Source organism: Lentzea sp. NPDC004789, assembly GCF_053601075.1.
Map to the genome: position 1 here is coordinate 94,632 of NZ_JBSGBE010000014.1, position 22,076 is coordinate 116,707.

Here is a 22,076-nt window from a genome sequence, read left to right on the forward strand (position 1 = left end):
CGTCACGAGCTGTGACGTGCGGGCCGACCAGGCTTCCCGGCGCACCTATGCGCAAATATGACGTAAAAGTCCCTGGTCACGCAACAGATGTGCGCGATTTGTCACGACGGCCGAGCAGCAGGTCGATCACCAGGAACGCGACGAGGCTGATGCCGAGCAACGGCACGAACCAGCCCACCACCAGTGCGCCGAAGCCGAGACCTGCGAGAGCGACCGGCGGGGCCTTGCGCCACTGCCCGCGCGGCGTCGGGCGGCCGAACCCGCGCGTCGGCCTGCGCTTCCACCACATCCGGTAGCCGAGCACGACCAGCGTCACCAGCCCGCCGCCGAGCAGCAGCAACACCAGCTGGTTCGGCCACCCGAACAGCACACCCATGTGCGCGTCGATGCCCCACCTGGTGAGCTTCGCGGCGAGCGGGTAGTCGGCGAACTTCACCGAGCTGACCACGGCACCGTCCTGGACCGCCACCGCGTCGACCTGCGTGGGCCAGCCGCGGCCGATCTCGGTCACCTTCCAGGCACCGCCGGGTGAGGCGGGCAGGCTGATCTCGATCTTGCCGGCGTCGATGCCCGCCGCACGAGCGGTGCCGAGCACGGCGTCGATCTCGTCGTGGCCGGTGCCGGAGTCGGAGTGCCCGCTGTGTTCGCCGTGATCACCGCTGTTGCCGGGGATCTTCAGCGACGGCGTGGTCCAGCCGAGCGACTCGCGCAGCGTGGCGACGTTCTCACCGGCGTAGGCGGACCACGTGAGGCCCGTGGCGGACAAGAACAACGCGCCGGCCAACACCCACACGCCGATCAGACCGTGCGTGCGGATGCGCTTGCTGTTGCGCGCCCTGGTGATCCACAGCACGAGGCCGCCCAATGCGACGACCCACAGCCACGACGCGGCGAGCTCGCTGTAGAGACGGCCGGGTTCGCCGAGCATCAGGTTGCGGTGCAGCTGATCCAGCGCCGTCCGCAACGGCAGCACGCCGCTCGTGCCGTAGACGACGAGGTCGCCGGTGACGCGTCCGGTGCCCGGATCGACGAAGACCGCACGGCGCTCGGACTCGCCGAGACCCTTCTCCGAGAACAGGACTCGGGTCGTGTCACCGGGTTCCGGCGCCGGCCGGACGGCGACCAGGGTCCCGTTCGGGGACGTCGCGAGCGCGGCGTCGACCTGCTGGGCGAGCGGAAGTTGCTGGGAGGGAACAGGAACGCGGAGCTGGTCGGCGTAGACCCACGACTCCAGCTGTGGGGTGAGGGCGTACAGCACGCCGGTCAGCGCGGCGACCAGGACGAACGGGCCGACGAGCACGCCGGCGTAGAAGTGCAGGCGCAGGAAGAGTCCTCGCCACGCGAACGACGTGCGTGACGAAGTGGTTGTGATGGACATGGCAGGGCTCCCGTTGGGCGTGAACAGGTGCAGGACCGCCGGACGACGGCCCTGTGAAAGGGGTTTCAGACCTGTTCAGCCGGAGGACCGCGCCAGGACAGCACGTCCAGGAAGACGACCACCGACGGCAGCGGCCGCGGCGTGACCGCGACCAGGGGTGCCGTGGCGGGCAGGGGAGCGGGCCTGCGCGGCAGCACCGACGCGACGGCGCGGGCCAGCGCGAGCACCGTGCGTTCGGCGGCCGCCAGCACGACGACGGTCAGCACGGTGGCGGCGACGTGCGCGGCGACCATGCGGGACGGTTCGGCGTGGTGGTCGTGCCGGGACGCGGCCAGCGACATCACGAAGTGCATCGCGAGCTGCCCGCCGCCGATCAGCGCGAGCATCCGGCCCGGTGTCAGCTCACGACGTGCGAAACCCGTGCAGGCCCACGTCAGCATCGCGACGAGGGAGACCACGAGTCCGGTGTCCGGCAACTCGCCGTCCGCGGTCGTGTGCGCGAGAACGGCAAGCGCTCCGGTGACCACACCAACAACCGCACAGCGCGCACGGCGCAGCGGGGCTGGTGGCAGGGTCATGAGCGGAGCCTAACTTCCGCATGTTACGAACAACAGCCACGGAAGTATCCGTCGAATGGTTCACACTGCGTCGGTGATCACGTACTCCACCGACATCGGCGACCTGGTCGAGGACGACCTGGCGGGCTTCTTCGCCGGATGGCCCACGCCACCCTCCGCCGCGCAACACCTCGCCGTCCTGCGCGGCAGCCACCGCGTGGTGATCGCCCGGTCCGGCGGTCAGGTCGCCGGGTTCGTCAACCTGATCAGCGACGGCGTGCTGACCGGGTTCATCCCGTGGCTCGAAGTGCTGCCGGAGTTCCAGGGCCGGGGCATCGGGACCGAGCTGATGCGCCGGATCCTCGCCGAGGCCGGGCACCTCTACTCGGTCGACCTCACCTGTGACGACGCGTTGCGGCCGTACTACGAACGTCTCGGCATGACCGCGTTGACCGGCATGGGCGTGCGCAACCGCGCCGCCATCAGATCCCTTCCAGATCCAGGGTCTGCTGATGAGGGCCGCCGGTGAAGGAGCTGGTGAGCAGCCCGGCGCTGCGGCACCGTCCGCACGTGACCGGTGACGTCGTCGCCTTGAACCGGGTGAAGTCCCAGCTGCCCGTGCCGACGTGACAGCCGGGGCCGGGCACCTCCAGCCCGAGCCAGCCCTGCAGCCGCACGGCGTGCACGACGTCGGATCCCTCGAGGTAGCCGTTGAGCCGCCCCGCGAACCGGTTCCGCGCCTCTTCCGCGGGCGCGCTGAGAGCCTCCTGCAACACCGAAATGCCGTTCATGGACCCGATTCAACCTCACCCCTGCGCGGCGAGCCGGGCACCACGCCGCTCCAGGACCGTGAGGCAGCGCGCACACCACCGCACGTTGTCCCGCTCGAACGACAAGCCGCGCAACAACGTCAGGTACGGGCCGACGCGTTCGGCCGTGGTCAGGAACTCCTCCTCGGTCCGTCCGCCGAGGAGTTTGGTCCTGAGGCGTTCGTACCGCGCGATCTTCGCCTCGGCCCACTGCTTCCGTTCCTTCAGCGATGCCTTGACCTTCGTCACGTCCCCGGCGTCCACGGCCATCACCGCGACCAGCAGCTCGTCCCGGATCGCGGTGGGCTTGTGCGGCTCGCCGGTGAACTCCGCCAGCGCCTCCAGTCCCTTGACCGTGAGCGAGAACAGCCGCTTGGTCGGCCGCCGCTCCTGCTCGACCGTGCGGGCCGCGATCAGCCCGTCGGACTCCATCCGGTCCAGTTCGCGGTAGAGCTGCTGCGGCGTGCACATCCAGAAGTTGGCCACTGACGCGTCGAACGCCTTGGCCAGGTCGTAGCCGGACGCCTCCCCGTCGAGCAGGGCGGCCATCACGGCGTTGCGCAGCGACATACCCGCAGGTTACGGTCTTCAGACCTAGTCAACAAGTTGAATATGTGAGGGCCTGGTCGTGGACGCATTCCGCAAGGCGGTCGAAGCACGGGACACCGACGCGATGGCGGCCTGCCTCGCCGAGAACGTGGTGTTCACCAGCCCCGTCGCGTTCACCCCGTACCCCGGCAAGCCCATCACCGCCGCGATCCTGCGCGGCGTGCTGCGGGTGTTCGAGAACTTCCGCTACGAGCGCGAGATCCACGACGGCCGCAACCACGCGCTCGTCTTCCGCGCCGAGGTGGGCGGCAAGGAGATCCAGGGCTGCGACTTCCTGCACCTCGACGAGGACGGGCTGATCGACGAGTTCACCGTGATGGTGCGGCCGCTGTCCGCCGCACAGGCGTTGTCGCAGGCGATGGCCGCGCAGTTCGAGCAGATCAAGGCCGAGGTCACGGCCGGCTGAAGTGCCAGATGACGAGCGCCGGCGCACCCGCGCCGGCAGCTCGTGCCGCTTCGGGCACCATGGCGGCCAGCGACCACGGCCACAGCTCCCACGGCCCCACCGCGGCCGCGGCCGCCGGCCGTTCCCCGACCGGCAGGAGAGGTTCCTCGCAGCGGCGCACCTGCAGACCCACCGGCAGCGCGGCACGCAGGTAGTCGCCGATCAGGTGGCGGTGGGCGCTCAACCGTCCCGGCCGCCCGTCGGCGTCGCGGACCGCGGGAACCGAGCCCAGCGCCACGCGTTCGGGGTGCATGTCGGCGATCACCAGGTGTCCGCCGGGACGCAGCACCCTGGCGAACTCCGCCATCACCGGCCCGAGCGCCGGGACGTGGGTCAGTGCCAGTGCGCACACGACCAGGTCGACCTCGGCGTCGTCCACCGGCAGCCGGTGCAGATCGCCGAGCACGAACTCGGCCTCCGGCACTCGAGCGCGCGCCCGCGCGAGCATTTCGGGCGAGCTGTCCACCCCGATGACCCGGTGGCCGCGCCCGGCCAGGAACTCGGCGTAGCGGCCGGTCCCGCACGCCGCGTCCAGGGCGACACCCGCGGGCAGCGAGTCCACGATCTCCCCGACCACGGGCTCGTCGAGGTCGAACGCCGAGTTGGGCCGGTCGTACGTCGCCGACCACAGCCGGTAGCCCGCGATCGTCTCCACCCGGTCGACCTCCACGGCCGCGTTCGCCAGCGTCTCGTCGGCGAGCACTGCGCGGATCTCCGCGATCCTGGCCTCGACGAAGTCACGGTCGTGCTCCCCGGTGAAGGCTCGCAGCAGTGCGATGCCCTCCAGGCCGAGCAGATACGCCCTGGGATCCTCGTAGATCACCTGACCGAGGCTCACGACGCGCTACCCCGGTGAGCCAACGGCTTTTTCGTACACGCTGACGTGCCGCCTGCTGTCGGCGGTGAACGGCTCGCCGTTCCAGCCGCCCCAGCGGTCGCGCAGCCGCAGCCCGGCGATGCGCGCCATGAGGTCGAACTCGGCCGGGTAGGTGAGCCGCTGCCGGATCGGGCCGAACCGGATGCCGTCCGCGCTGATCTCCACGTGGTTCTCGTCGAGCATCTGCGTGACCGGGTCGTACCGGTTGACGTCGAACCCGACGCGGTCGATCTCCAGCGTCTCCACGTCGATGAACTGGTGCCGCGGCCGCGCCGCCCAGCCCGGCAGGCCGCTCTCGATCACGAACACGCCGCCGGGCGCGAGGTGGCGTGCCGCGTTCTCGAAGCAGCGGACCTGGTCGTCCTGGGTGAGCAGGTTGCAGATCGTGTTGTACACCAGGTAAACCAGCTCGTACGTGCGTCCGGTGCCGACGCGGGACATGTCGCCCATCGTCACGTCGACGTCGGCGCCGCCGGGTTTCTCCCGCATCCGCGCGACCATGTCCGGCGACAGCTCGACGCCGTCGACGTGGACACCGGTTTCCCTGAGCGGCAACGCGATGCGGCCGGTGCCGATCGCGAACTCCAGCGCTGTGGTGCCGAACCCGGCGAGGAACCGGACCGTCTCGGTCTCGTCGCCGCGGGGCGAGTTGTCGTAGGTGCGGGCGGTTTCGGGGCCGAAGCTCGGGTTGAATCCGTGCACGACCCCCACGCTAGTTCCCGTGGCCACCGAATTTTCTCGTCGCTAGAGATCCCAGGTGATCGGCAGGTGCTTCACGCCGAAGATCGTCGAGGTCGTGCGCACGTGCACCTCCTCGGCGGGCACGGCGAGCCGGAGTCCAGGCAGCCGGCGCAGGAGCTCCCGGAAGCTGACGGACATCTCGATGCGCGCGAGCTCGTTGCCCAGGCACTGGTGCACGCCGTGGCCGAACGACAGGTGCCTGCTGCGCGGCCGGTCGATGCGGAACTCCTCCGGCCGCGGGCACTCGGCGGGATCGCGGTTGGCGGCGATCACCGAGCACATCACCGTGTCGCCCTCGTTGATCGTCACGTCACCGATCTCCACGTCCGCCAGCGCGTAACGCACGATCCCGGTGTCCACAATGGACAAGTACCGCAGCATCTCCTCGACCGCGGTGTCCATCAGCCCGGCGGGGTCGTCGCGCAACGCGGCGAGCTGCGCCGGGTGGTCCAGCAACGCGAGCACGCCCAGCCCCAGCATGTTCGTCGTCGTCTCGTGGCCGGCGATCAGCAGGAGGTTCGCCAGCCCGACCATCTCGTCGTCGGACATGTCGCTGGTGTGTGCCAGTTCGGACAGCAGATCGTCCTCGCGCCGGGCGCGCTTCTGCTGGACCAGGCCCCACATGTAGCGGTGCATGCGGGTGCCGACCTCGATCAGCCCCTCCAGGTCGGTGGCCAGGTCGAGCAGCTCGATGGTGTCGTCCTGGAAGTGCCCTCGATCGGCCACCGGCACGCCGAGCAACTCGCAGATCACCAGCGACGGCACGGGAAGCGCGAAGTCGCGGATGAGGTCCGACGGCGGCCCCGCGGCGAGCATCGCGTCGATGCGGCCCTTGACGATCTCCTCGATCTGCGCGGTGAGCGCCCGCATCCGCCGCATCGTGAACTGCCGGGCCAGCAGCCGGCGGTAGCGCGTGTGCTCGGGCGGGTCGGTGGTGATGAACGACCCGGCCCGGCTCTCCGCGTCGGCGAACTTGTCGCGCATCTCGGGGGACAGCTTGTCCCGCAACCGCTTGACCTTGAACCGGTCCGCGCTCATCCGCGGGTCGGACAGCAGTGCGCGGGCCGCGTCCTGTCCCGTGACCAGCCAGAGCGGTTCGTCGTTGTGCTCGATCTGGTGAATCGGCCCGGCCGAGGTGAGCCGTGCGAGACGCGGTGCCGGGTGGAACGTGCCCGCGCGGTCCATCAGGTCGGCCGGCAACACGGGTCTCATCGCGTCGAGTGCGGCGTCCGGCTTCGAGGCTGTCGTCATGGCGTCCTCTTCGGTCGAATGTTCGGTCGGTCGGGCAATGCGAGGGATGCACGAGTTTTAGGTCGCGAGAAACTGGGGAAAGAACTGAAACTCGGCCAGTTCCGGAACGGCCAAAACTAGTTCGCGCCCAACCGATTTTCTTCGTCACCGCCTCTGAACTGTGCAGATACACCCGGTTGGATAATTTCTTCTCCGGTTGCCAGGAATGGTCACGGTTGAACACTGCCCTTTTGGGCTGACTTCTCCATCGGCATTTCAAATCGGCCTCGGGGGCGGATGGAGGAGCGGCGTGCGTGCGGTCGGCCTACGACCGGAGTTCACCCCCGCGGGAGCGCTCGCAGCAACGCCAGGTCGTGGAGGTCGCGCGCACGCGGTGCGTAGCCCTGGTGGAAGTGAAGCTGTTGCGCGGCGGACAGGCACGGCACGGTGACGCCGAGGATCGTGCCGGTGACGAAGCAGTCCGCCGGGTAGCGGAACGGCTCGCCGGGCGTGAGCGACGACTGCTCGGCGCTGCCGTCCGGCGCGAACCGCAGCGGGTGCAGGTCGATCTCGCGGCCGCCGGCGCCGGTGAGCACGAACCGCACCGGCCGCCACGACAACGTCTCGGTGAACCCGAGCGCGCCCAGTGCCGCGAGAACCCGGGGCTCCTGCTGCTCGCGGTGCATCACGTCGAGGTCGCCGTGCGGCCGGGTCTGCTCGCCGACCAGCGCGTCGACGCCCCAGCCGCCGCCGATCCAGACGTCGGTGCCGTCGAGCGCGGCCAAGATCTCCAGCACGTGTTCGGCGATCACCGGCTCAGCAGATCAGCGCGACCGCAACGGGTCCAGCGGATTTCGCCGCGCTGACACCAGACGCGCGGTGGCGGCCGCGATCTGAGCCGACGGCCCGCCGGGGTGTGCCCGGCGGGCCGCGCAACTCACTGCGGTGGCACGAAGTACGTGCGGGTGACGCTGCCGGACTCCAGGCCGTCCGGCGTCCTGCTCGACACGGTCAGCTCGAACGAGTAGCTGCCCGGCACCGTGTAGGTGAAGCGCGCCTTGCCGTCCTCACCGACGGGCACGACGTTCGGCGGGTTGCCGTGCGCGATGCTCCACAGGACCTCGTGGGAGCCGGCCAGTGCCGGTGTCACCACGAACTCGATCGGCACGTTCGGCCGTGCCGTCACCGGACCGCCGTCGGGGAACTGCGGGCTGGTCACGACCGGCGGCAACGGTTTCACCTGGAACATGTACAGCTGTTCGTCGGTCTCGATGCCGTTGTCCGTCACGCCACGCACGTACAGGTAGTAGTAGCCCGGTTTCGTGGGCGTCCACTGGAACTGCGTGCCCGTGGTGGTCTGCTCAGGCCCCTGGTCGAACCGGTACCGGTAGGACACGACCGGCAGCCGCGGCGACGAGAACGTGAACGTGCCGGTCACGCCGGGTGCGCCGCCCTGCTGGTACTCGGGGTACTCGGCGCTGGTGACGGCCGGTGCGGGCGCCTCGGCGTTGATCGTGCTCTCGCCTCGGCCGGAACGGACCCCGGCGGCGTTGACGCTGGCGACCAGGACGTCGTGGTAGCCCTTGGTCGTCGGCGTGTACTCGAACGTCAGCGTCCCGTCCTCGGCGGCGGGCAGCTGCTTCTCCGGATCGTCGCCGATCTTGTACACGTACGACACCACACCCCGGCGGTTCGGCGTCACCGTGATCGTGCGCTTCTGGTTGACCACGCCGTCCCACGGGTCGGTCTCGACGTCCGGGCGGAGCTGGTCGACCCAGAACGACGTGCTGTGGACGCCCGACTTCCCGCCGGAACCGTTGACGGTCCACGCCGTGATGCTGTGCGACTCGCGGCCGGGCTCGTTGAACGTCAACGTGACGCGTGCCTTGCCGTCCTCGCCGACGGGCAGCGTCTTCTCCTCGCCGCCGTCGAGCTGGTAGCCGAACTGCGTGGCCCCGTCCTGGTTGGCGGTGAACACGACGTCACGCGGCACGCCGAGCTCGAACTGCGGCGCCACGACGTAAGGCGCGGTCGTGCGCACCCAGTGCCGGTAGGTCGTGTACGGCCCCCGATGGCCGGCCTTGTCCAGGCCGCGCACCGAGATGCTGACCGGCCCGTCGGTCGCCGGCGTGACGGTGATCTTGGCCTTGCCACCGGGCGCGTCGGCGTCGACCTTGCCGGAACCGATACCGGCGCCGTCCCACTCGAACGCGGTGATGTCCTGGTCGCCCTTGGCGTCGAAGGTGAAGTCGCCGGGCAGACCCTCGCCACCGTCACCGGGCGGGCCGCCGTTCTCCTGGTAGACCGTCGACGAGACCGCCGGTGCCGTCGCGGGCGGCGTCAGGTCGGCGGTGAACTGACACGGCGCGGACCACCCGGAGTTGCCGAAGCCGTCCTCCGTGCGCGCGGCGAACGCGTACGTGCCGCCGTCCTTCACCATGTCGGCGGGGAAGTAGCTGCGGATGTCGCCCAGGCCCGCCCAGATCGGCGCGGACTCGACCCGCTGCTCCGGCGCGTCGACCGGCCAGAAGGCGAACCGTCCCTCCAGCCCGTAGGTGCCGTCCGCGTCGTGCACGATCGCGGAGACCGACGGTTGCCGGTCGTAGTAGAAGTACGGCTTGCCGTCGCAGTTGCTGCTGCCGACGGCGAGACCCGTGGGCACGCCGGGCGGCGTGTTGTAGGTGGCGCTGAGCACCGCGGCCGGGTCGTAGGTGCGGCCGTAGTCGACCTTGCCCTGGAACTCCTCGGCGATCCGCAGTGCGAACGTGATCTCCGTGCGGCCCTGCTCCAGCGCCTTCTTGACCGGTTCCGCGATGTTCCAGGTGAGCCACTGCGACACGCAGTCCTCGTTCGCGTTCGGCTCGACCTTCGTGATCTCCCACGGCTGGTGCGCCCAGGTGATCTTGGTTTGCGGCTTCACGACCCACAGCTGCGTCGAGCGCGGCTTCGCGCAGTCGGCGGCGGCCTTCTCCGGCGTGCGCAGGTTCGCCGTGAACAGCTGCGTACCCTTGAACCGCGTGATGTCGAACGTGAAGTACGTCTTGCCGACGTGGTGCTTGTCGTCCCGCCAGGCGCCGACGTGCGCGTCGCCCGTGGTGATCTCCGTGAACGGCTGCTTGGAGTCGGTGGTGACCCACTTGGCCGGGCTCAGCGTGGCCCACGTGGGCTGCTGGGCGGCGTGCGCGGTGCCAGGTGCCACCGCGAGGCCCGCGACGAGCGCAGCGACGAGTGCCCCGGCGCCACGCCAGGGTCTTCCGGATGTTCTCAACGATCCCCCTAGAGAAACTGTCCGGCGGATCGTGTCACCCGCAGGACGTTTTGTCATCGGGGTTGGGATGAAGATCCTCCCTGCTCGGCGGCCCCCAGCGGAGGCACCGCCAGATGTCCACTTCGGACACCGCAGGTTTCCGTCAACATGTAGTTGGCATCCTGCACGGAACCGACGAGAGTTTGGGACCGTACTGGTGCTGGACACCGCCGCGCCGGACGAGGATCGTCCATCACGTGGAGCGTGTCGTCGAAGTGACGGACTTGGACGCGGCGCACGAGGTTCTGAGCGCCGCGTACGCCCGGTTGCGGTTCAGCAGCGACGACATGTGCTCGTCACTGCGGATGGCCTCGCGCACCCTCGGACCGGTCAGGTTCGACCGGCTCGACGGCCGGATCGGGTTCGAGGTGGCCGCTGAGCCGGTCGACGACTACATCTTCGGGAGCCTCAGCTCCGGGCGCGTCCGGTACAGCTCGGACGGCGAGGACCGGTTCCTGGGGGCCGGGGACTCCTTTCTGACCGTCGTTCCTGGTAGTCCGTTCACCGCGAGGGCGGAGGACCCGCGGGCGTCGATGGTCGTGCTGGGCCAGGCCGTCGTGGACGAGGTCGCGGACGACGTGCAGTTCACCGGGTGCCTTCCGGTCTCGCCGCACGCGGCTGCGGCGTGGCGGTCGACGTGCGACTTCCTGCAGGACGAAGTGCTGCCGACGTTCGAGGGCAACTCGCTGGTCGTGGGAAACGCGGCACGGCTGCTGGTGTCCGTGACGCTCGCTACCTTTCCGAACAGCACCTTCATCGGGGCGAAGGCTTCGGATCGGCGTGATGCGCACCCTCTGACCGTGCGGCGGGCCGTGGCGTTCATCGAGAACAACGCCGCGAAGGACATCACCGCCGCTGACATCGCACGTGCCGCACGGGTGTCCATCCGGGCGATTCAGCTGGCGTTCCGGCGTCATCTCGACATGACGCCGATGGCCTACCTGCGGCAGGTGCGGTTGTCGTTCGCCCATGACGACCTGCAGGCGGCGAACGGTTCGGTCACGGCGATCGCCGCCCGTTGGGGCTACGCCCGTCCGAGCGTCTTCGCCGCCCACTACCGGGCCGCCTACGGAGTGTCGCCTTCGCAGACGCTGCGGTCACGCTGAGGTGATTTCGCTTTCCCGGTAGCGGGTTCGCTTCCGCTGCTATCGCGCGGTGTCGCGGGTGCGGTGAAGTGAAGGCCCGTTCTTCGAGGTGAGGTCCGATGACCGCCGATGAGACCAGTCTGTTCGCCGTTCGGACGCAGTGCACGGGAACCCGGTTCGTGGCCGCCTGCCGCGGCGAGATGGACGTGACGACCTGCGAGCTGTTCTTCGCGGCCGTGCTGCCCGGCATCGCCGACACCGCGGTCGACCAGGTGGTCATCGACCTGGCCGGCGTGAAGTTCCTGTCCGCGAGCGGCTTGCGCAGCCTGCTGCTGGCGTTGTGCGCGGCGCACTACAACGGCAAGTCGTTCCACCTGCAGCGCGTTCAGCCCTCGGTGCGCCGCGTGTTGGACCTGTTCGGCTTCACCACCTTCAAGGCAGGGCTTGTGTGGGAGGCGACCATGTCGCCGAGAGGTGGTCGGTCACTAGCTTGACCAGCTATGTTGCTTCCGCTGGTACTCGTACTCGCGTTGACTCCGCCCACGGCCGCGGTGCACGTGCCGGGCGCCGAACATCAGCAACTGGCCCGCCTGGCCGACCTCACCACGACCGGCCTCGTCGCCACCGGCCACACCGACCCGGCCGACTGGGCGGGCCTCACGAGCGCCGCGCTGCCCGTGCCCGCCGCGGTGCCCGGCATCCAGATCGACGGCTACTTCCCGGACACGTCCCGCACCAACACCGACCACGGCTGGCAGCACGACTCCCAGTTCGTGGTCAGGTTGCCCGACCGCTGGAACGGCGGTCTGGTCGTCACCGGCGCTCCCGGCGTGCGCGAGCAGTACGCCAACGACCGCGCCATCTCCGACTGGGTCCTGTCCCGCGGCTACGCCTTCGCGTCCACGGACAAGGGCAACACCGGCGTGCGGTTCTACCGCGACGGCCACGCGATCGAGGAGTGGAACCGCCGCTTCACCGAGCTCACGATCGCCGCCCGATCCGTTGTCGCCCAACGGTACGGGCACGCGCCGCGCCGGACCATCGCCACCGGCCTGTCCAACGGCGGCTACCTCGTGCGCTGGCAACTGGAGAACCGCCCGTTCCTCTACGACGGCGGCGTCGACTGGGAAGGGACGCTGTGGACGGCCGACGGGCCGAACCTGTTGACGTTCCTGCCTGCGGTGCTGCGCGCCTATCCCGGCTACCTGGCCGGTAGCGAGGAAGCACACCAGGCCGTCGTCGCGGCGGGCATGCCCGCCGGCACGGAATTCCTGTGGGACTACCACTACCGCTACTACTGGGACCTCACGCAGCGGATCTACCGCGAGGAGCTCGATCCCGGCTTCGACGGGGACCTGGAGGCCGGGGTGCCGTTCTGCGCCCCGGGAACGCCTTCCTGCGACGCGGACTACTCCTACGCCGCGCGGCGGCGCATCGCCGGGCCCGCGGTCTCGCGCATCGCGTTGACCGGCAGGATCAAGCGGCCGTTGATCACCGTGCACGGGACGTACGACGTGTTGCTGCCGATCAGCCGGGACTCCGACGTGTACGCGGCCATGACCCCTGATCGGCTGCATCGGTACTACCGGGTCGAGCAGGGCACGCACGTGGACGGGCTGGTGGACGCGCATCCGGATCGGTTGCGACCGTTGGCCCCTTGTCATCGGGCGGCGTTCGTCGCGCTGGAACGGTGGCTGGACGGTGTGACGCCGCCGAAGTCCGCGACGTTGCCGCGCCCGGCCGACGTGGCGACCTGCCCGTTGTCGTGATCCAATCGGGCACGTGGCCACCATCGAGCACGTCCTGGGCGACCTCACCGAGCAGCACGTCGACGTGATCGTCAACGCCGCCAACTCCTCGTTGCTCGGAGGCGGCGGCGTGGACGGCGCGATCCACCGCAAGGGAGGACCGGAGATCCTCGCCGAGTGCCGCAGGCTGCGGGCGGGCCACTACGGCGGTGGCCTCAAGACGGGCCAGGCCGTCGCCACGACCGCCGGACGGCTGCCCGCGCGGTGGGTCGTGCACACCGTCGGGCCGGTGTGGTCGGCCACCGAGGACCGCTCGGAGCTCCTGGCCGACTGCCACCGGAACTCCCTGCGCGTGGCGGCCGAGCTCGGCGCCCGGTCCGTGGCGTTCCCGGCGATCTCGACGGGCATCTACCGCTGGCCGGTCTCCTCGGCGGCCGAGATCGCGCGGGCGGCGGTGGCGGACGCGCCGGTCGACCTGGTCAGGTTCGTGCTGTTCGACCAGGTCGCGTACGACGCCTACGCGCGCCCGTAGTCCGCGATCTCCATGGCCCACCGGTAAACCGCGCCCAGGTCACCGAGCGCGGGCAGCAGGGCGCGGTCGACCAAGTTGCCGCACAACGCGTTGAGCAGGTCGAAAAGACCGAGATCGCACCACTCCCACAGGCCGCTGTCGAAGTTGTACGACCGCATCAACGGCGTGAGCCGCGCTCGGATGGCATCGATCTCGGTCTGTGACAGTCCGGCGGCCCGCAGCCGGGCGTCCGTGGCGGCGCCGTGCTCGGGGCCGAACTCCGTGTCCAGGAACGGTTCCAGCAGGTTGCCCCACACGTCGAGCCGTCGCACCAGTGGAATCGAGTGCCGTTGGCAGAACTGGGCGAGGCCGGCCTTGTCGTCCCGCGACGCGAACAGGGTCTCGCCGGACCGCGTGCGGATCTCGGGCGGGCCGCCCTCCAGCCAGGCGTCGCGGATGTCGCAGGCGCGGAGGACGCCGTGCGGGTGCACCCCGGCCCACGGGAACGGGTAGGTCGTGAAGACGATGTGGTCCGGGCCGAACTTCACCGGGCCACCGTGCTTTCCCTGACCTGCAACGAGAAGGGCGTCTGCACGTCGTCCAACCGCAGGTCGGGCGAGCCGGCGCGGTGGCTCAGCAGGTCGACGGCGGCGCGCGCGATGGCGGACTTGTCCGGGGCGACGGTGGTCAGGGAAGGGGAGGTGTAGGCGCTTTCGTCGTTGTTGTCGAAGCCGACGACGGCCAGGTCTTCAGGCACACGCACGAGACGTTCGGCCGCGGTGCGCATGGCGCCCACGGCCAGCAGGTCGTTGAAGCAGAACACCGCGTCGGGCGGGTTCCGCAGGTCCAGCAAGGCCCTCATCGCAGCGGCGCCGTCCGCGCGGTGGTAGTTCAACGCGGGTACGACCAGCGCGCTGTCGAAGGGCAGGGCGGCCTCGGCCAGGGCCGCGCGGTACCCCTCCAGGCGCAACGCCGCGGTGCCGCGGTGCGGGTGGGCGCCGATCGCGGCGATTCTGGTGCGGCCCAACGAGATCAGGTGGCGGACGGCGGTCATGGCGGCGGCCACGTTGTCGATGCCGACGCGGGAGATCGGGACGTCCACGGCGTGCTCGCCCAGCATGACCGCGGGGACGGACAGCTGGAAGTCCTCCACCTGCAACGCTTCCGGGCTCAGCACGGCCGCGTCGACCAGGTGCGGGCCCAGCGACGCCACGGCCGAGCGCTCGCCGGACAGCGTGCCGAACGTCTGCTCGATCAGCACGTTCCACTCGTGCTCCTGGGCGGCGGCGATCACCAGGCCGGTCAGCTCGGCGAAGTACGGGATCGACAGCTCGGGCAGCACGAGGGCGATGAAGCCGGTGCGGCCGCGGCGCAGGTTGCGAGCACCCAGGTTCGGGCGGTAGCCGGTGGCCTCCAGGGCCGCCTCGACGCGCGCGCGGTTGTCCGGTTTGACGAACGAGTAGCCGTTGACCACGTTCGAGACGGTCTTCACCGAGACGCCCGCCAGCCGGGCGACGTCCTTGAGCGTGGCCAACGCAGCCTCCTGGTCGCGAACGGACTCGTACCGGGAAAAGTACCGGGAAGTCTCGGTCTTTACATCGTTGGAACAACGATGCAAATCTAGCTGTGAGAGCGCGACCACGCACAGCCCTCGTCAGGAGCCAACGATGTCTCGCATCCTTCTCGTCGCCGTTGCCGCCCTGCTCGTCACCGCCTGCACCAGCAGGGAGAGCCAACAGACCGCGAGCAGTGGCGGGCCGGCCGCGAGCGCCGCGCAGCAGCAGTCGGCGGGACCCGGCTGTGCGCGCGGCAGAACCGGATACCCGCAGGTCGACGTGAAGGGCGCGACGGTCGGGTTCAGCCAGTCGGAGAAGGAAGCGAACCCGTTCCGCATCGCCGAGACGCAGTCCATCAAGGACGAGGCCGCCAGGAAGGGCGCCGACCTGCTCGTCACGAACGCGCAGAGCGACCTCAACAAGCAGATCAGCGACATCAAGTCGTTGCTGGACCGCGGGGCGAAGCTGCTGATCGTGGCACCGCTCAACTCCGACGGCCTGCAGCCCGCGTTCGACGCGGCGAGGGCCAAGCAGGTCCCGGTCGTCACGATCGACCGCAAGGTGACCTCGCAGCCCTGCGCGGACTACCTGACGTTCATCGGGTCGAACTTCGTCGAGCAGGGCAGGCGCGCCGCGCAGCAGATGATCAAGGCGACCGGTGGCAGCGGCGAGGTCGCGATCCTGCTCGGCGCGTCGGGCAACAACGTCACGGTCGACCGGACCAAGGGCTTCAAGGACGGCATCGCGAACAGCGGGTTGCGGGTGGTGGCCGAGCAGACCGGCGAGTTCGACAGGTCGAAGGGCCAGGCCGTGATGGAGCAGCTGATCCAGAGCAACCCCGGCATCACCGCCGTCTACGCCGAGAACGACGAGATGGGCCTCGGCGCCGTCACCGCGCTCAAGGCCGCGGGCAGGACGCCCGGCAAGGACGTCAGGATCGTGTCGGTCGACGGCACGCGCAACGCGGTGCAGCTCGTCGCCGACGGCGGCTACACCGCGGTGGTCGAGTCCAACCCGCGGTTCGGGCCGCTCGCGTTCGAGACGCTGGAGAAGTTCGCCAAGGGCGACGAGATTCCGCAGAACATCGTGATCTCCGACGACGAGTACGACAGCACCAACGCCGCGCAGAAGCTCAGCAATGCCTACTGACCCGGTGATCGAGGTCGCCGGCGTCACGAAGACCTTCGCCGGCGTGCGGGCCCTGGACGACGTGGACTTCAGGCTCAGGCGAGGCGAGATCCACGCGCTGGTCGGCGAGAACGGTGCCGGCAAGTCGACGCTGATCAAGGTGCTGACCGGCGTCCACCCCACCGACAGCGGCCGGATCAGCCGCAACGGCCGGATCTCCACGATCTACCAGGAGGTCAACCTCGTTCCGCTGATGAGCGTGGCGGCGAACCTGTTCCTGGGCCGCGAGCCGCGCACCCGGCTCGGCCTCGTCGACCGCGCCCGTCGCGACGCCGCGGCCGCGGAACTGCTCGGCGGCTACGGCATCACGGCGGACGTGCGCCGTCCACTCGGGACACTCGCGGTCGGCGAGCAGCAGATGGTGGCGCTGGCCAGGGCGGTCGAGGCCGACGCGGACGTCGTGATCATGGACGAGCCCACGTCGTCGCTCGAACCGCGCGAGGTCGAGACGCTGCTGGGCGTGGTCCGCGAGCTGCACGAGGCGGGCATCGCGATCATCTACGTCAGCCACCGGATGGACGAGCTCTACCGGATCTGCGACACGGTCACCGTTCTCCGCGACGGCAGGAACGTGCACAGCGGTCCGCTCGAGGAACTTCCGCGCATCGAGCTCGTCTCGTTGATGCTCGGCCGGTCCGTCAACGAGATCCGCAGGCACGGCACCACCGCGTTCGGCGAGGATCACCACGCCGACACCGAGCCCGTGCTCGAAGCACTCGACCTGACCAGCAAGCCGCGCCTCAACGGGGTGAACGTCGCGATCCGGCCGGGTGAGGTCGTCGGCCTGGCCGGACTGCTCGGATCCGGGCGCACCGAGACCGCCAAAGCGATCATCGGCGCGCTGCCGCTCGACCACGGCACGGTGCTCGTCGCGGGCAGACCCGTACCGCACAACGTCAAAGCGGCCACCAGGGCGGGCATCAGCATGCTCGCCGAGGACCGCAAGACCGAGGGGATCATCCCGAACCTCTCGGTGCGGGAGAACATCGTGCTGGCCGCGCTGCCGAGGCTGAGCCGGTTCGGCTTCACCAGCCGCGCCAGGCAGGACCGGATCGTCGACACTTTCGTCAAACGTTTGCGCATCAAGGTGTCCAGCCCGGAGCAGAAGGTCGCGGAGCTGTCCGGGGGCAACCAGCAGAAGGTGCTGCTGGCTCGCTGGCTGTGCACCGAGCCCAAGATCCTCCTGCTGGACGAACCGACGCGCGGCATCGACGTCGGCGCCAAGGCGGAGGTGCAGGCGTTGATCGACGAGCTCGCGCAGGAAGGTCTGGCCGTGCTGCTGATCAGCTCCGAGCTGGACGAGTTGCTCGACGGCGCGGACCGGCTCGTCGTGCTGCGGGACGGGGAGGTCGCGGGTGAGCTGGAGGGAGCCCGGCTCACCCGCGAGCACGTGCTCAGGGCCATCGCGGCGGAGGTGATGGATGACGCTGACCGCCACTAGAACGCGGTGGTTGCAGGACAACGGTGTGCATGTCGCCGTTGTAGCCCTGCTGCTGTTCAACGCCGTGTTCACGGCCAACTTCCTGACGGTGGGCAACTTCCGCACGCAGCTCGTCCAGTCCGCACCGGTGCTGATCGTCGCCCTGGGCATGGCACTGGTGATCGGCACCGAGGGCGTTGACCTGTCCGTCGGCGCGGTCATGGCACTGGCGGCCGCGATCATCCCTCTCTACCTCGGCGCCGGCCCGGTCGTGGCGATCCTGATGGCGCTCACGGCCGGTCTGGCGGCCGGAGCCCTGAACGGGTTCCTCGTCGCCGAGGTGGGCATCCAGCCGATCGTCGCCACCCTCGCCCTGCTGGTCGGCGGACGCGGCCTCGCGCTGGTGATCGCCGACGGGCGGCTGGTGCAGCTGCACGACCCGGCGTTCCTCGCGCTCGGCACCGGCGACGTGCTCGGCATCCCGATCAGCGTGCTCATCGCGGGCGCGCTGGCGCTCCTGGTCGCGGCGCTGACCAACCGCACGACGTTCGGCCGCCAGCTCGTCGCGGTCGGCGGCAACCGCAGGGCGGCCGCGCTCGCCGGGCTGCCGGTCAACCGGGTCCTGATCGGCGTCTACACCATCTGCGGCGTGCTCGCGGCGGTCGCCGGCGTGCTGGCCACGTCCCGGCTCGGCGCCGGCGACCCCGCCGACATGGGCCTGCTCGTGGAACTGGCCGCGATCACCGCCGTCGTGGTCGGCGGCACCCCGCTCACCGGCGGCAGGGTGCGCGTCCTCGGCACGGTCATGGGCGTCGTGCTGATGCAGCTCGTCCGGGCCACGCTGATCAAGCACGACCTGCCGGACTCCGTCGCGCAGATGATCCAGGCCGCGATCATCGTCACCGCCGTCTACGTGGCACGGGAACGCCGATGACCGTGTCCGAAACGAGCAAGCGGTACAGGAAGGTGTTGCCCGGCGGCGCCGCGGTCGCGCTCGTCCTCGTGGTCGCGGTGTCGTGGCTGGTCTTCCCGCGCTTCGGCAGCCTCGACAACCTGCGCGACCTGGCGTTGCAGGGCTCGTTCCTCGCGGTGATCGCGCTCGGCATGACGTTCGTGATCATCACCGGAGGCATCGACCTCTCCGTCGGCTCGGTCTACGCCCTCGGCGGCGTGCTGGCGGCCTGGGCCTCGCAGTACGGGTTCCTGGCCGCGCTGGCCCTCCCGTTGCTGGTCTGCGGCACGATCGGGCTGATCAACGGCCTGCTGGTCGCCCGCACCAACATGGCGCCGTTCATCGTCACGCTGGCATCACTGCTGTTCGCCCGCGGCCTCCTCCTCGCGATCACCGACGAAGGTGCCACCACCTACCAGATCGCGCCGGACAGCGCGTTCGTCGAACTCGGCCGCGGCACGGTGTTCGGGTTCGGCTACCCGATCTTCCTCGTGGCGGTCCTCTGCGTCCTCGGCGGGCTGGTCCTGCACCGGACGGGTTTCGGCCAGAACGTGTTCGCCGTCGGCGGCGCGGAGCAGTCCGCGGTCCTGATGGGCGTTCCGGTCGTGCGGACCAAGATCGGGGTCTACACCGCGAGCGGCACGTTGGCCGGTCTCGCGGGCGCCCTGACCGCGGCCTACCTGCAGTCCGGCGTCACGGTCATTGGCGTCGGCACCGAACTGGACGCCATCTCGGTCGTGGTCATCGGCGGCACCCTGCTCACCGGCGGCATGGGCACGATCCTCGGCACGGTGATCGGGGTCGGCCTGATCAAGGTCATCCAGAACGTCATCAACCAGATCGGCACGCTCGACAGCAACTACCAGTCCGTGGTCAGCGGCGCGTTCCTGCTCGTCGTCGTTGTCCTGCAACGAGTACTCCGGAGGTAGGGGAGGAGCATCATGACCAGACGCGTCCTGGGCGTGTTGGTCGGCATCCTGATCACAACATCAACAGTCGCAAACCCCGCGCACGCGGCGGAGTGGCAACCGAAAACGCCTCCGCTCACGACACCGTGGACCAGCCAGGTGTCGCCGGCGAACGCCCTGCCCGAATACCCGCGCCCGCAGCTCGTCCGCACGGAATGGCAGAACCTCAACGGCGTCTGGGAGTTCGCGGGCGCACCGAACCTGGACAACCCGCCCTTCGGCCGGCCGCTGGCCGAAGGCGTCCTGGTGCCTTACCCGATCGAGTCCGCGCTGTCGGGGATCAAACGGCACGAGGACAACATGTTCTACCGCCGCACCTTCACCGTTCCGTCCACTTGGAACGGCCGGCGCGTCCAGCTCAACTTCGGCGCCGTCACCTGGGAGGCTCGGGTCTGGGTCAACGGCACGCGGGTCGGCACGCACACCGGCGGCTACGACGCGTTCTCGTTCGACATCACGCCCGCGCTCAAGCCGGGCGCGAACGAGATCGTCGTCGGCGTCGGCAGCCCGGTCGACGGCAGCCGCTACCCGATCGGCAAGCAACGCCGTGATCCCGGCGGGATCTTCTACACCGCCGCGTCCGGCATCTGGCAGACGGTGTGGCTGGAACCGGTGCGGAGTGCGCACATCACCCGCCTCGACACCACGCCGGACGTGGCGGCGGGCGTGCTCGACCTCGTCGTCCAGGGCACCGCGGGCCAGCAGGTCACCGCCGAGGTCCGCACCGGCAACACCACCGTCGGTTCGCGCACCGGCACCACGGGCTCCCACCTGCGAATCCCGGTGCCGAACGCCAGGCTGTGGTCGCCGGACGACCCGTTCCTCTACGACCTGCGCGTGACGCTCGCCGACGGTGACGTCGTTACCGGCTACTTCGGCATGCGCTCGCTCGGCAAGGCGATGGTCGGCGGCGTCATGCGGCCGTTGCTGAACGGCAGGTTCGTCTTCCAGATCGGCACGCTGGACCAGGGCTACTGGCCGGACGGCATCTACACCGCGCCGACCGACGGGGCACTGCGCTGGGACCTCGAACGCCAGAAGGCGCTGGGGTTCAACATGGTCCGCAAGCACATCAAGATCGAACCGGCGCGCTGGTTCTACCACGCCGACCGGCTCGGGCTGATGGTCTGGCAGGACATGCCCGCGGTCGACGCGGTGGACGAGGCACCGAACTCGCACGCGAACTACGAGTCGGAGCTCACGAGAATCGTCCAGCAGCTCAAGGGCATCACGTCGATCGTGCAGTGGGTGCCGTTCAACGAGGGCTGGGGCGAGTACGACGCCGGCCGCATCGTGAACCTGGTCCGCGGCATCGACGACACCAGGCTGATCAACCACAACTCGGGCTCCAACTGCTGCGTCTCCGATCCAGATCCGGGCAACGGCGACGTGATCGACGACCACGCCTACCAGATCACGACCGGCAACCGGCCGCCCGACGCGAACAGGGTCGCGGTGCTGGGCGAGTTCGGTGGCCTGGGCCGGCGGGTGACCGGTCACGAGTACGAGCCGGGCAAGGGGTTCGCCTACGGCGCCCTGTACCCGGACGAGCAGTCGCTGACCAAGCGGTACGAGGAGATCGTCAAGCAGGTCGCACGGCTGGTGCACACGCGTGGGCTGTCCGCGTCCGTCTACACGGAACCGTACGACGTGGAGAACGAGGTCAACGGCTTCTACACCTATGACCGCCGCGTGCTGAAGATGACCGAGGCACGGGTGCGCGACATCAACCGGAAGGTGCTCGCGGTCGCGACGGGCACGGCGATCGGCCCGGACGACCTGGTGTCGTTGCGCGTCACCACGACCGGCTACACCGACCGCTACCTGCGCCACCAGGACGGCCTGGCGCGCACCGACGTGATCGGCACGGACCTCGGCCGGCTCGACGCCACCTTCCGCGTGCGCCCAGGACTCGCCGACGCGGCGTGCTACTCCTTCGAGTCGCGGAACTTCCCCGGTGAGTTCCTGCGGCACAGCAACGGAAGGATCCGCAAGGACCGCGACGACGGCACGATCGCCGCGGACGCCACGTTCTGCGCGCGTGAGGGTTCCGGCGGCACCGCGCTGGAGTCGTACAACGTGCGCGGCGGCTTCATCAGGCACTTCAACGAGAACGTGTACCTCGCGCGCAGCGGCGGCCCGAACCCGTGGGACACGCCGACCTCGTTCGCCGCGGACACGACGTGGGCGATCGGCGTCGCGTTGTGGCGCAGCGGTGCCGACCTGCCGCTGGACCAGGCGCGATCGTTCCGGGTGACCACGCCCGGCTTCACGGACCGCTACCTGCGGCACCGCGACGGCCTGGCGCGCACGGACGTCGTCACGAGCACGAGCGACGGCCTGCTGAAGGCGGACGCGACGTTCGTGGTCAGGCGCGGGCTCGCCGACCCGACCTGCTACTCGCTGGAGGCCCGCAACTACCCCGGCCAGTACCTGCGGCACGCGGACTTCCGCGTCCGCCTGAACGCCAACGACAACACCGATCTCTTCCGCCGTGACGCCACGTTCTGCGCGCAGCCCGGCGACGGAGGCGTGCGGCTGGAGTCGGTCAACGAGCTCGGCACCAACATTCGCCACTACGCGGAGGAGGTCTGGGTCGCCTCGAACGGCGGCGCGCACACGTACGACAACCCTGCCTCGTACAACCAGGACGTGAGCTGGGCCGTGGGCTCACCCTGGGCACCGTAGGAGAGAA

General features: G+C 69.6%; 22 protein-coding genes. 11 read left to right on the forward strand and 11 right to left on the reverse strand.

The features are described from left to right. Positions 1-76 precede the first annotated feature (76 nt). Both ACWEIJ_RS29000 and ACWEIJ_RS29005 read right to left on the reverse strand, forming a co-directional pair. Positions 77-1,378 carry a PepSY-associated TM helix domain-containing protein gene (locus tag ACWEIJ_RS29000; protein WP_449840408.1) on the reverse strand — a complete coding sequence of 434 codons (1,302 nt, stop codon included), beginning with the start codon at positions 1,376-1,378 and terminating at the stop codon, positions 77-79. A 65-nt stretch (positions 1,379-1,443) separates the two neighbouring features. Then, positions 1,444-1,956 carry a hypothetical protein gene (locus ACWEIJ_RS29005; protein WP_449840409.1) on the reverse strand — a complete coding sequence of 171 codons (513 nt, stop codon included), beginning with the start codon at positions 1,954-1,956 and terminating at the stop codon, positions 1,444-1,446. 73 nt (positions 1,957-2,029) lie between these two features. Here ACWEIJ_RS29005 and ACWEIJ_RS29010 point away from each other — a divergent pair, with 73 nt between their 5' ends. Continuing rightward, positions 2,030-2,464 carry a GNAT family N-acetyltransferase gene (locus tag ACWEIJ_RS29010; protein ID WP_449840410.1) on the forward strand — a complete coding sequence of 145 codons (435 nt, stop codon included), beginning with the start codon at positions 2,030-2,032 and terminating at the stop codon, positions 2,462-2,464. Here ACWEIJ_RS29010 and ACWEIJ_RS29015 read toward each other — a convergent pair. Both ACWEIJ_RS29015 and ACWEIJ_RS29020 read right to left on the reverse strand, forming a co-directional pair. Next, positions 2,418-2,726, reverse strand: coding sequence for a hypothetical protein (locus ACWEIJ_RS29015; protein WP_045313487.1), 309 nt, complete (start codon positions 2,724-2,726; stop codon positions 2,418-2,420). The two genes, ACWEIJ_RS29010 and ACWEIJ_RS29015, sit on opposite strands and share 47 nt — an antisense overlap. A gap of 15 nt (positions 2,727-2,741) precedes the next feature. Continuing rightward, on the reverse strand, positions 2,742-3,314 hold the full coding sequence (locus tag ACWEIJ_RS29020) for a PadR family transcriptional regulator (RefSeq protein WP_449840411.1): 573 nt from the start codon (positions 3,312-3,314) through the stop codon (positions 2,742-2,744). A 58-nt stretch (positions 3,315-3,372) separates the two neighbouring features. On the opposite strand from ACWEIJ_RS29020, the gene ACWEIJ_RS29025 reads away from it, so the two are divergent. Then, positions 3,373-3,759 (forward strand): nuclear transport factor 2 family protein, encoded by a 387-nt coding sequence (locus ACWEIJ_RS29025; RefSeq protein WP_449840412.1) that lies wholly within the window; start codon positions 3,373-3,375, stop codon positions 3,757-3,759. Here ACWEIJ_RS29025 and ACWEIJ_RS29030 read toward each other — a convergent pair. The 5 genes from ACWEIJ_RS29030 to ACWEIJ_RS29050 form a co-directional block, all read right to left on the reverse strand. Then, positions 3,746-4,621 (reverse strand): class I SAM-dependent methyltransferase, encoded by an 876-nt coding sequence (locus ACWEIJ_RS29030; RefSeq protein WP_449840551.1) that lies wholly within the window; start codon positions 4,619-4,621, stop codon positions 3,746-3,748. The two genes, ACWEIJ_RS29025 and ACWEIJ_RS29030, sit on opposite strands and share 14 nt — an antisense overlap. 21 nt (positions 4,622-4,642) lie before the next feature. Further along, a complete protein-coding gene (locus tag ACWEIJ_RS29035; RefSeq protein ID WP_449840413.1) occupies positions 4,643-5,377 on the reverse strand; it encodes a class I SAM-dependent DNA methyltransferase in 735 nt (244 codons plus the stop codon). A gap of 42 nt (positions 5,378-5,419) precedes the next feature. Next, positions 5,420-6,667 carry a cytochrome P450 gene (locus tag ACWEIJ_RS29040; RefSeq protein WP_449840414.1) on the reverse strand — a complete coding sequence of 416 codons (1,248 nt, stop codon included), beginning with the start codon at positions 6,665-6,667 and terminating at the stop codon, positions 5,420-5,422. A gap of 317 nt (positions 6,668-6,984) precedes the next feature. Further along, on the reverse strand, positions 6,985-7,458 hold the full coding sequence (locus ACWEIJ_RS29045) for a nucleotidyltransferase domain-containing protein (protein WP_449840415.1): 474 nt from the start codon (positions 7,456-7,458) through the stop codon (positions 6,985-6,987). Positions 7,459-7,583: 125 nt separating this feature from the next. Next, positions 7,584-9,914: a hypothetical protein gene (locus ACWEIJ_RS29050; protein ID WP_449840416.1), complete on the reverse strand. Its 2,331-nt coding sequence runs from the start codon at positions 9,912-9,914 to the stop codon at positions 7,584-7,586. A 236-nt stretch (positions 9,915-10,150) separates the two neighbouring features. Between ACWEIJ_RS29050 and ACWEIJ_RS29055 the strand changes: the two genes are divergently transcribed. The 4 genes from ACWEIJ_RS29055 (at position 10,151) to ACWEIJ_RS29070 (ending at position 13,318) form a co-directional block, all read left to right on the forward strand. Next, on the forward strand, positions 10,151-11,059 hold the full coding sequence (locus ACWEIJ_RS29055) for a helix-turn-helix transcriptional regulator (RefSeq protein WP_449840417.1): 909 nt from the start codon (positions 10,151-10,153) through the stop codon (positions 11,057-11,059). A 98-nt stretch (positions 11,060-11,157) separates the two neighbouring features. Further along, on the forward strand, positions 11,158-11,532 hold the full coding sequence (locus tag ACWEIJ_RS29060; protein WP_449840418.1) for an STAS domain-containing protein: 375 nt from the start codon (positions 11,158-11,160) through the stop codon (positions 11,530-11,532). A 6-nt stretch (positions 11,533-11,538) separates the two neighbouring features. Beyond that, positions 11,539-12,807, forward strand: coding sequence for a tannase/feruloyl esterase family alpha/beta hydrolase (locus ACWEIJ_RS29065; protein WP_449840419.1), 1,269 nt, complete (start codon positions 11,539-11,541; stop codon positions 12,805-12,807). A 13-nt stretch (positions 12,808-12,820) separates the two neighbouring features. Beyond that, positions 12,821-13,318: an O-acetyl-ADP-ribose deacetylase gene (locus tag ACWEIJ_RS29070; protein ID WP_449840420.1), complete on the forward strand. Its 498-nt coding sequence runs from the start codon at positions 12,821-12,823 to the stop codon at positions 13,316-13,318. On the opposite strand, the gene ACWEIJ_RS29075 is transcribed toward ACWEIJ_RS29070, so the two are convergent. Next, the gene (locus tag ACWEIJ_RS29075; RefSeq protein ID WP_449840421.1) at positions 13,303-13,845 is read right to left on the reverse strand and encodes a hypothetical protein; all 543 of its coding nucleotides are present in this window, start codon (positions 13,843-13,845) and stop codon (positions 13,303-13,305) included. The genes ACWEIJ_RS29070 and ACWEIJ_RS29075 overlap by 16 nt on opposite strands. Then, positions 13,842-14,831, reverse strand: a complete 990-nt coding sequence (locus ACWEIJ_RS29080; protein WP_449840422.1) for a LacI family DNA-binding transcriptional regulator — start codon at positions 14,829-14,831, stop codon at positions 13,842-13,844. Before ACWEIJ_RS29080 ends, ACWEIJ_RS29075 begins: the two co-directional genes overlap by 4 nt. Before the next feature lie 133 nt (positions 14,832-14,964). Between ACWEIJ_RS29080 and ACWEIJ_RS29085 the strand changes: the two genes are divergently transcribed. From ACWEIJ_RS29085 to ACWEIJ_RS29105, 5 genes are read left to right on the forward strand one after another with little or no spacing between them, the layout of a single operon-like run. Next, on the forward strand, positions 14,965-16,002 hold the full coding sequence (locus ACWEIJ_RS29085; protein ID WP_449840423.1) for an ABC transporter substrate-binding protein: 1,038 nt from the start codon (positions 14,965-14,967) through the stop codon (positions 16,000-16,002). Continuing rightward, a complete protein-coding gene (locus ACWEIJ_RS29090) occupies positions 15,992-17,482 on the forward strand; it encodes a sugar ABC transporter ATP-binding protein (RefSeq protein ID WP_449840424.1) in 1,491 nt (496 codons plus the stop codon). Before ACWEIJ_RS29085 ends, ACWEIJ_RS29090 begins: the two co-directional genes overlap by 11 nt. After that, positions 17,463-18,395 (forward strand): ABC transporter permease, encoded by a 933-nt coding sequence (locus tag ACWEIJ_RS29095; RefSeq protein ID WP_449840425.1) that lies wholly within the window; start codon positions 17,463-17,465, stop codon positions 18,393-18,395. Before ACWEIJ_RS29090 ends, ACWEIJ_RS29095 begins: the two co-directional genes overlap by 20 nt. Further along, entirely contained in the window at positions 18,392-19,342 is a 951-nt protein-coding gene (locus ACWEIJ_RS29100; RefSeq protein WP_449840426.1) for an ABC transporter permease, read from the forward strand. The genes ACWEIJ_RS29095 and ACWEIJ_RS29100 overlap by 4 nt, the downstream gene beginning before the upstream one ends. 12 nt (positions 19,343-19,354) lie before the next feature. Beyond that, a complete protein-coding gene (locus ACWEIJ_RS29105) occupies positions 19,355-22,069 on the forward strand; it encodes an AbfB domain-containing protein (protein ID WP_449840427.1) in 2,715 nt (904 codons plus the stop codon). Positions 22,070-22,076: the final 7 nt, after the last annotated feature.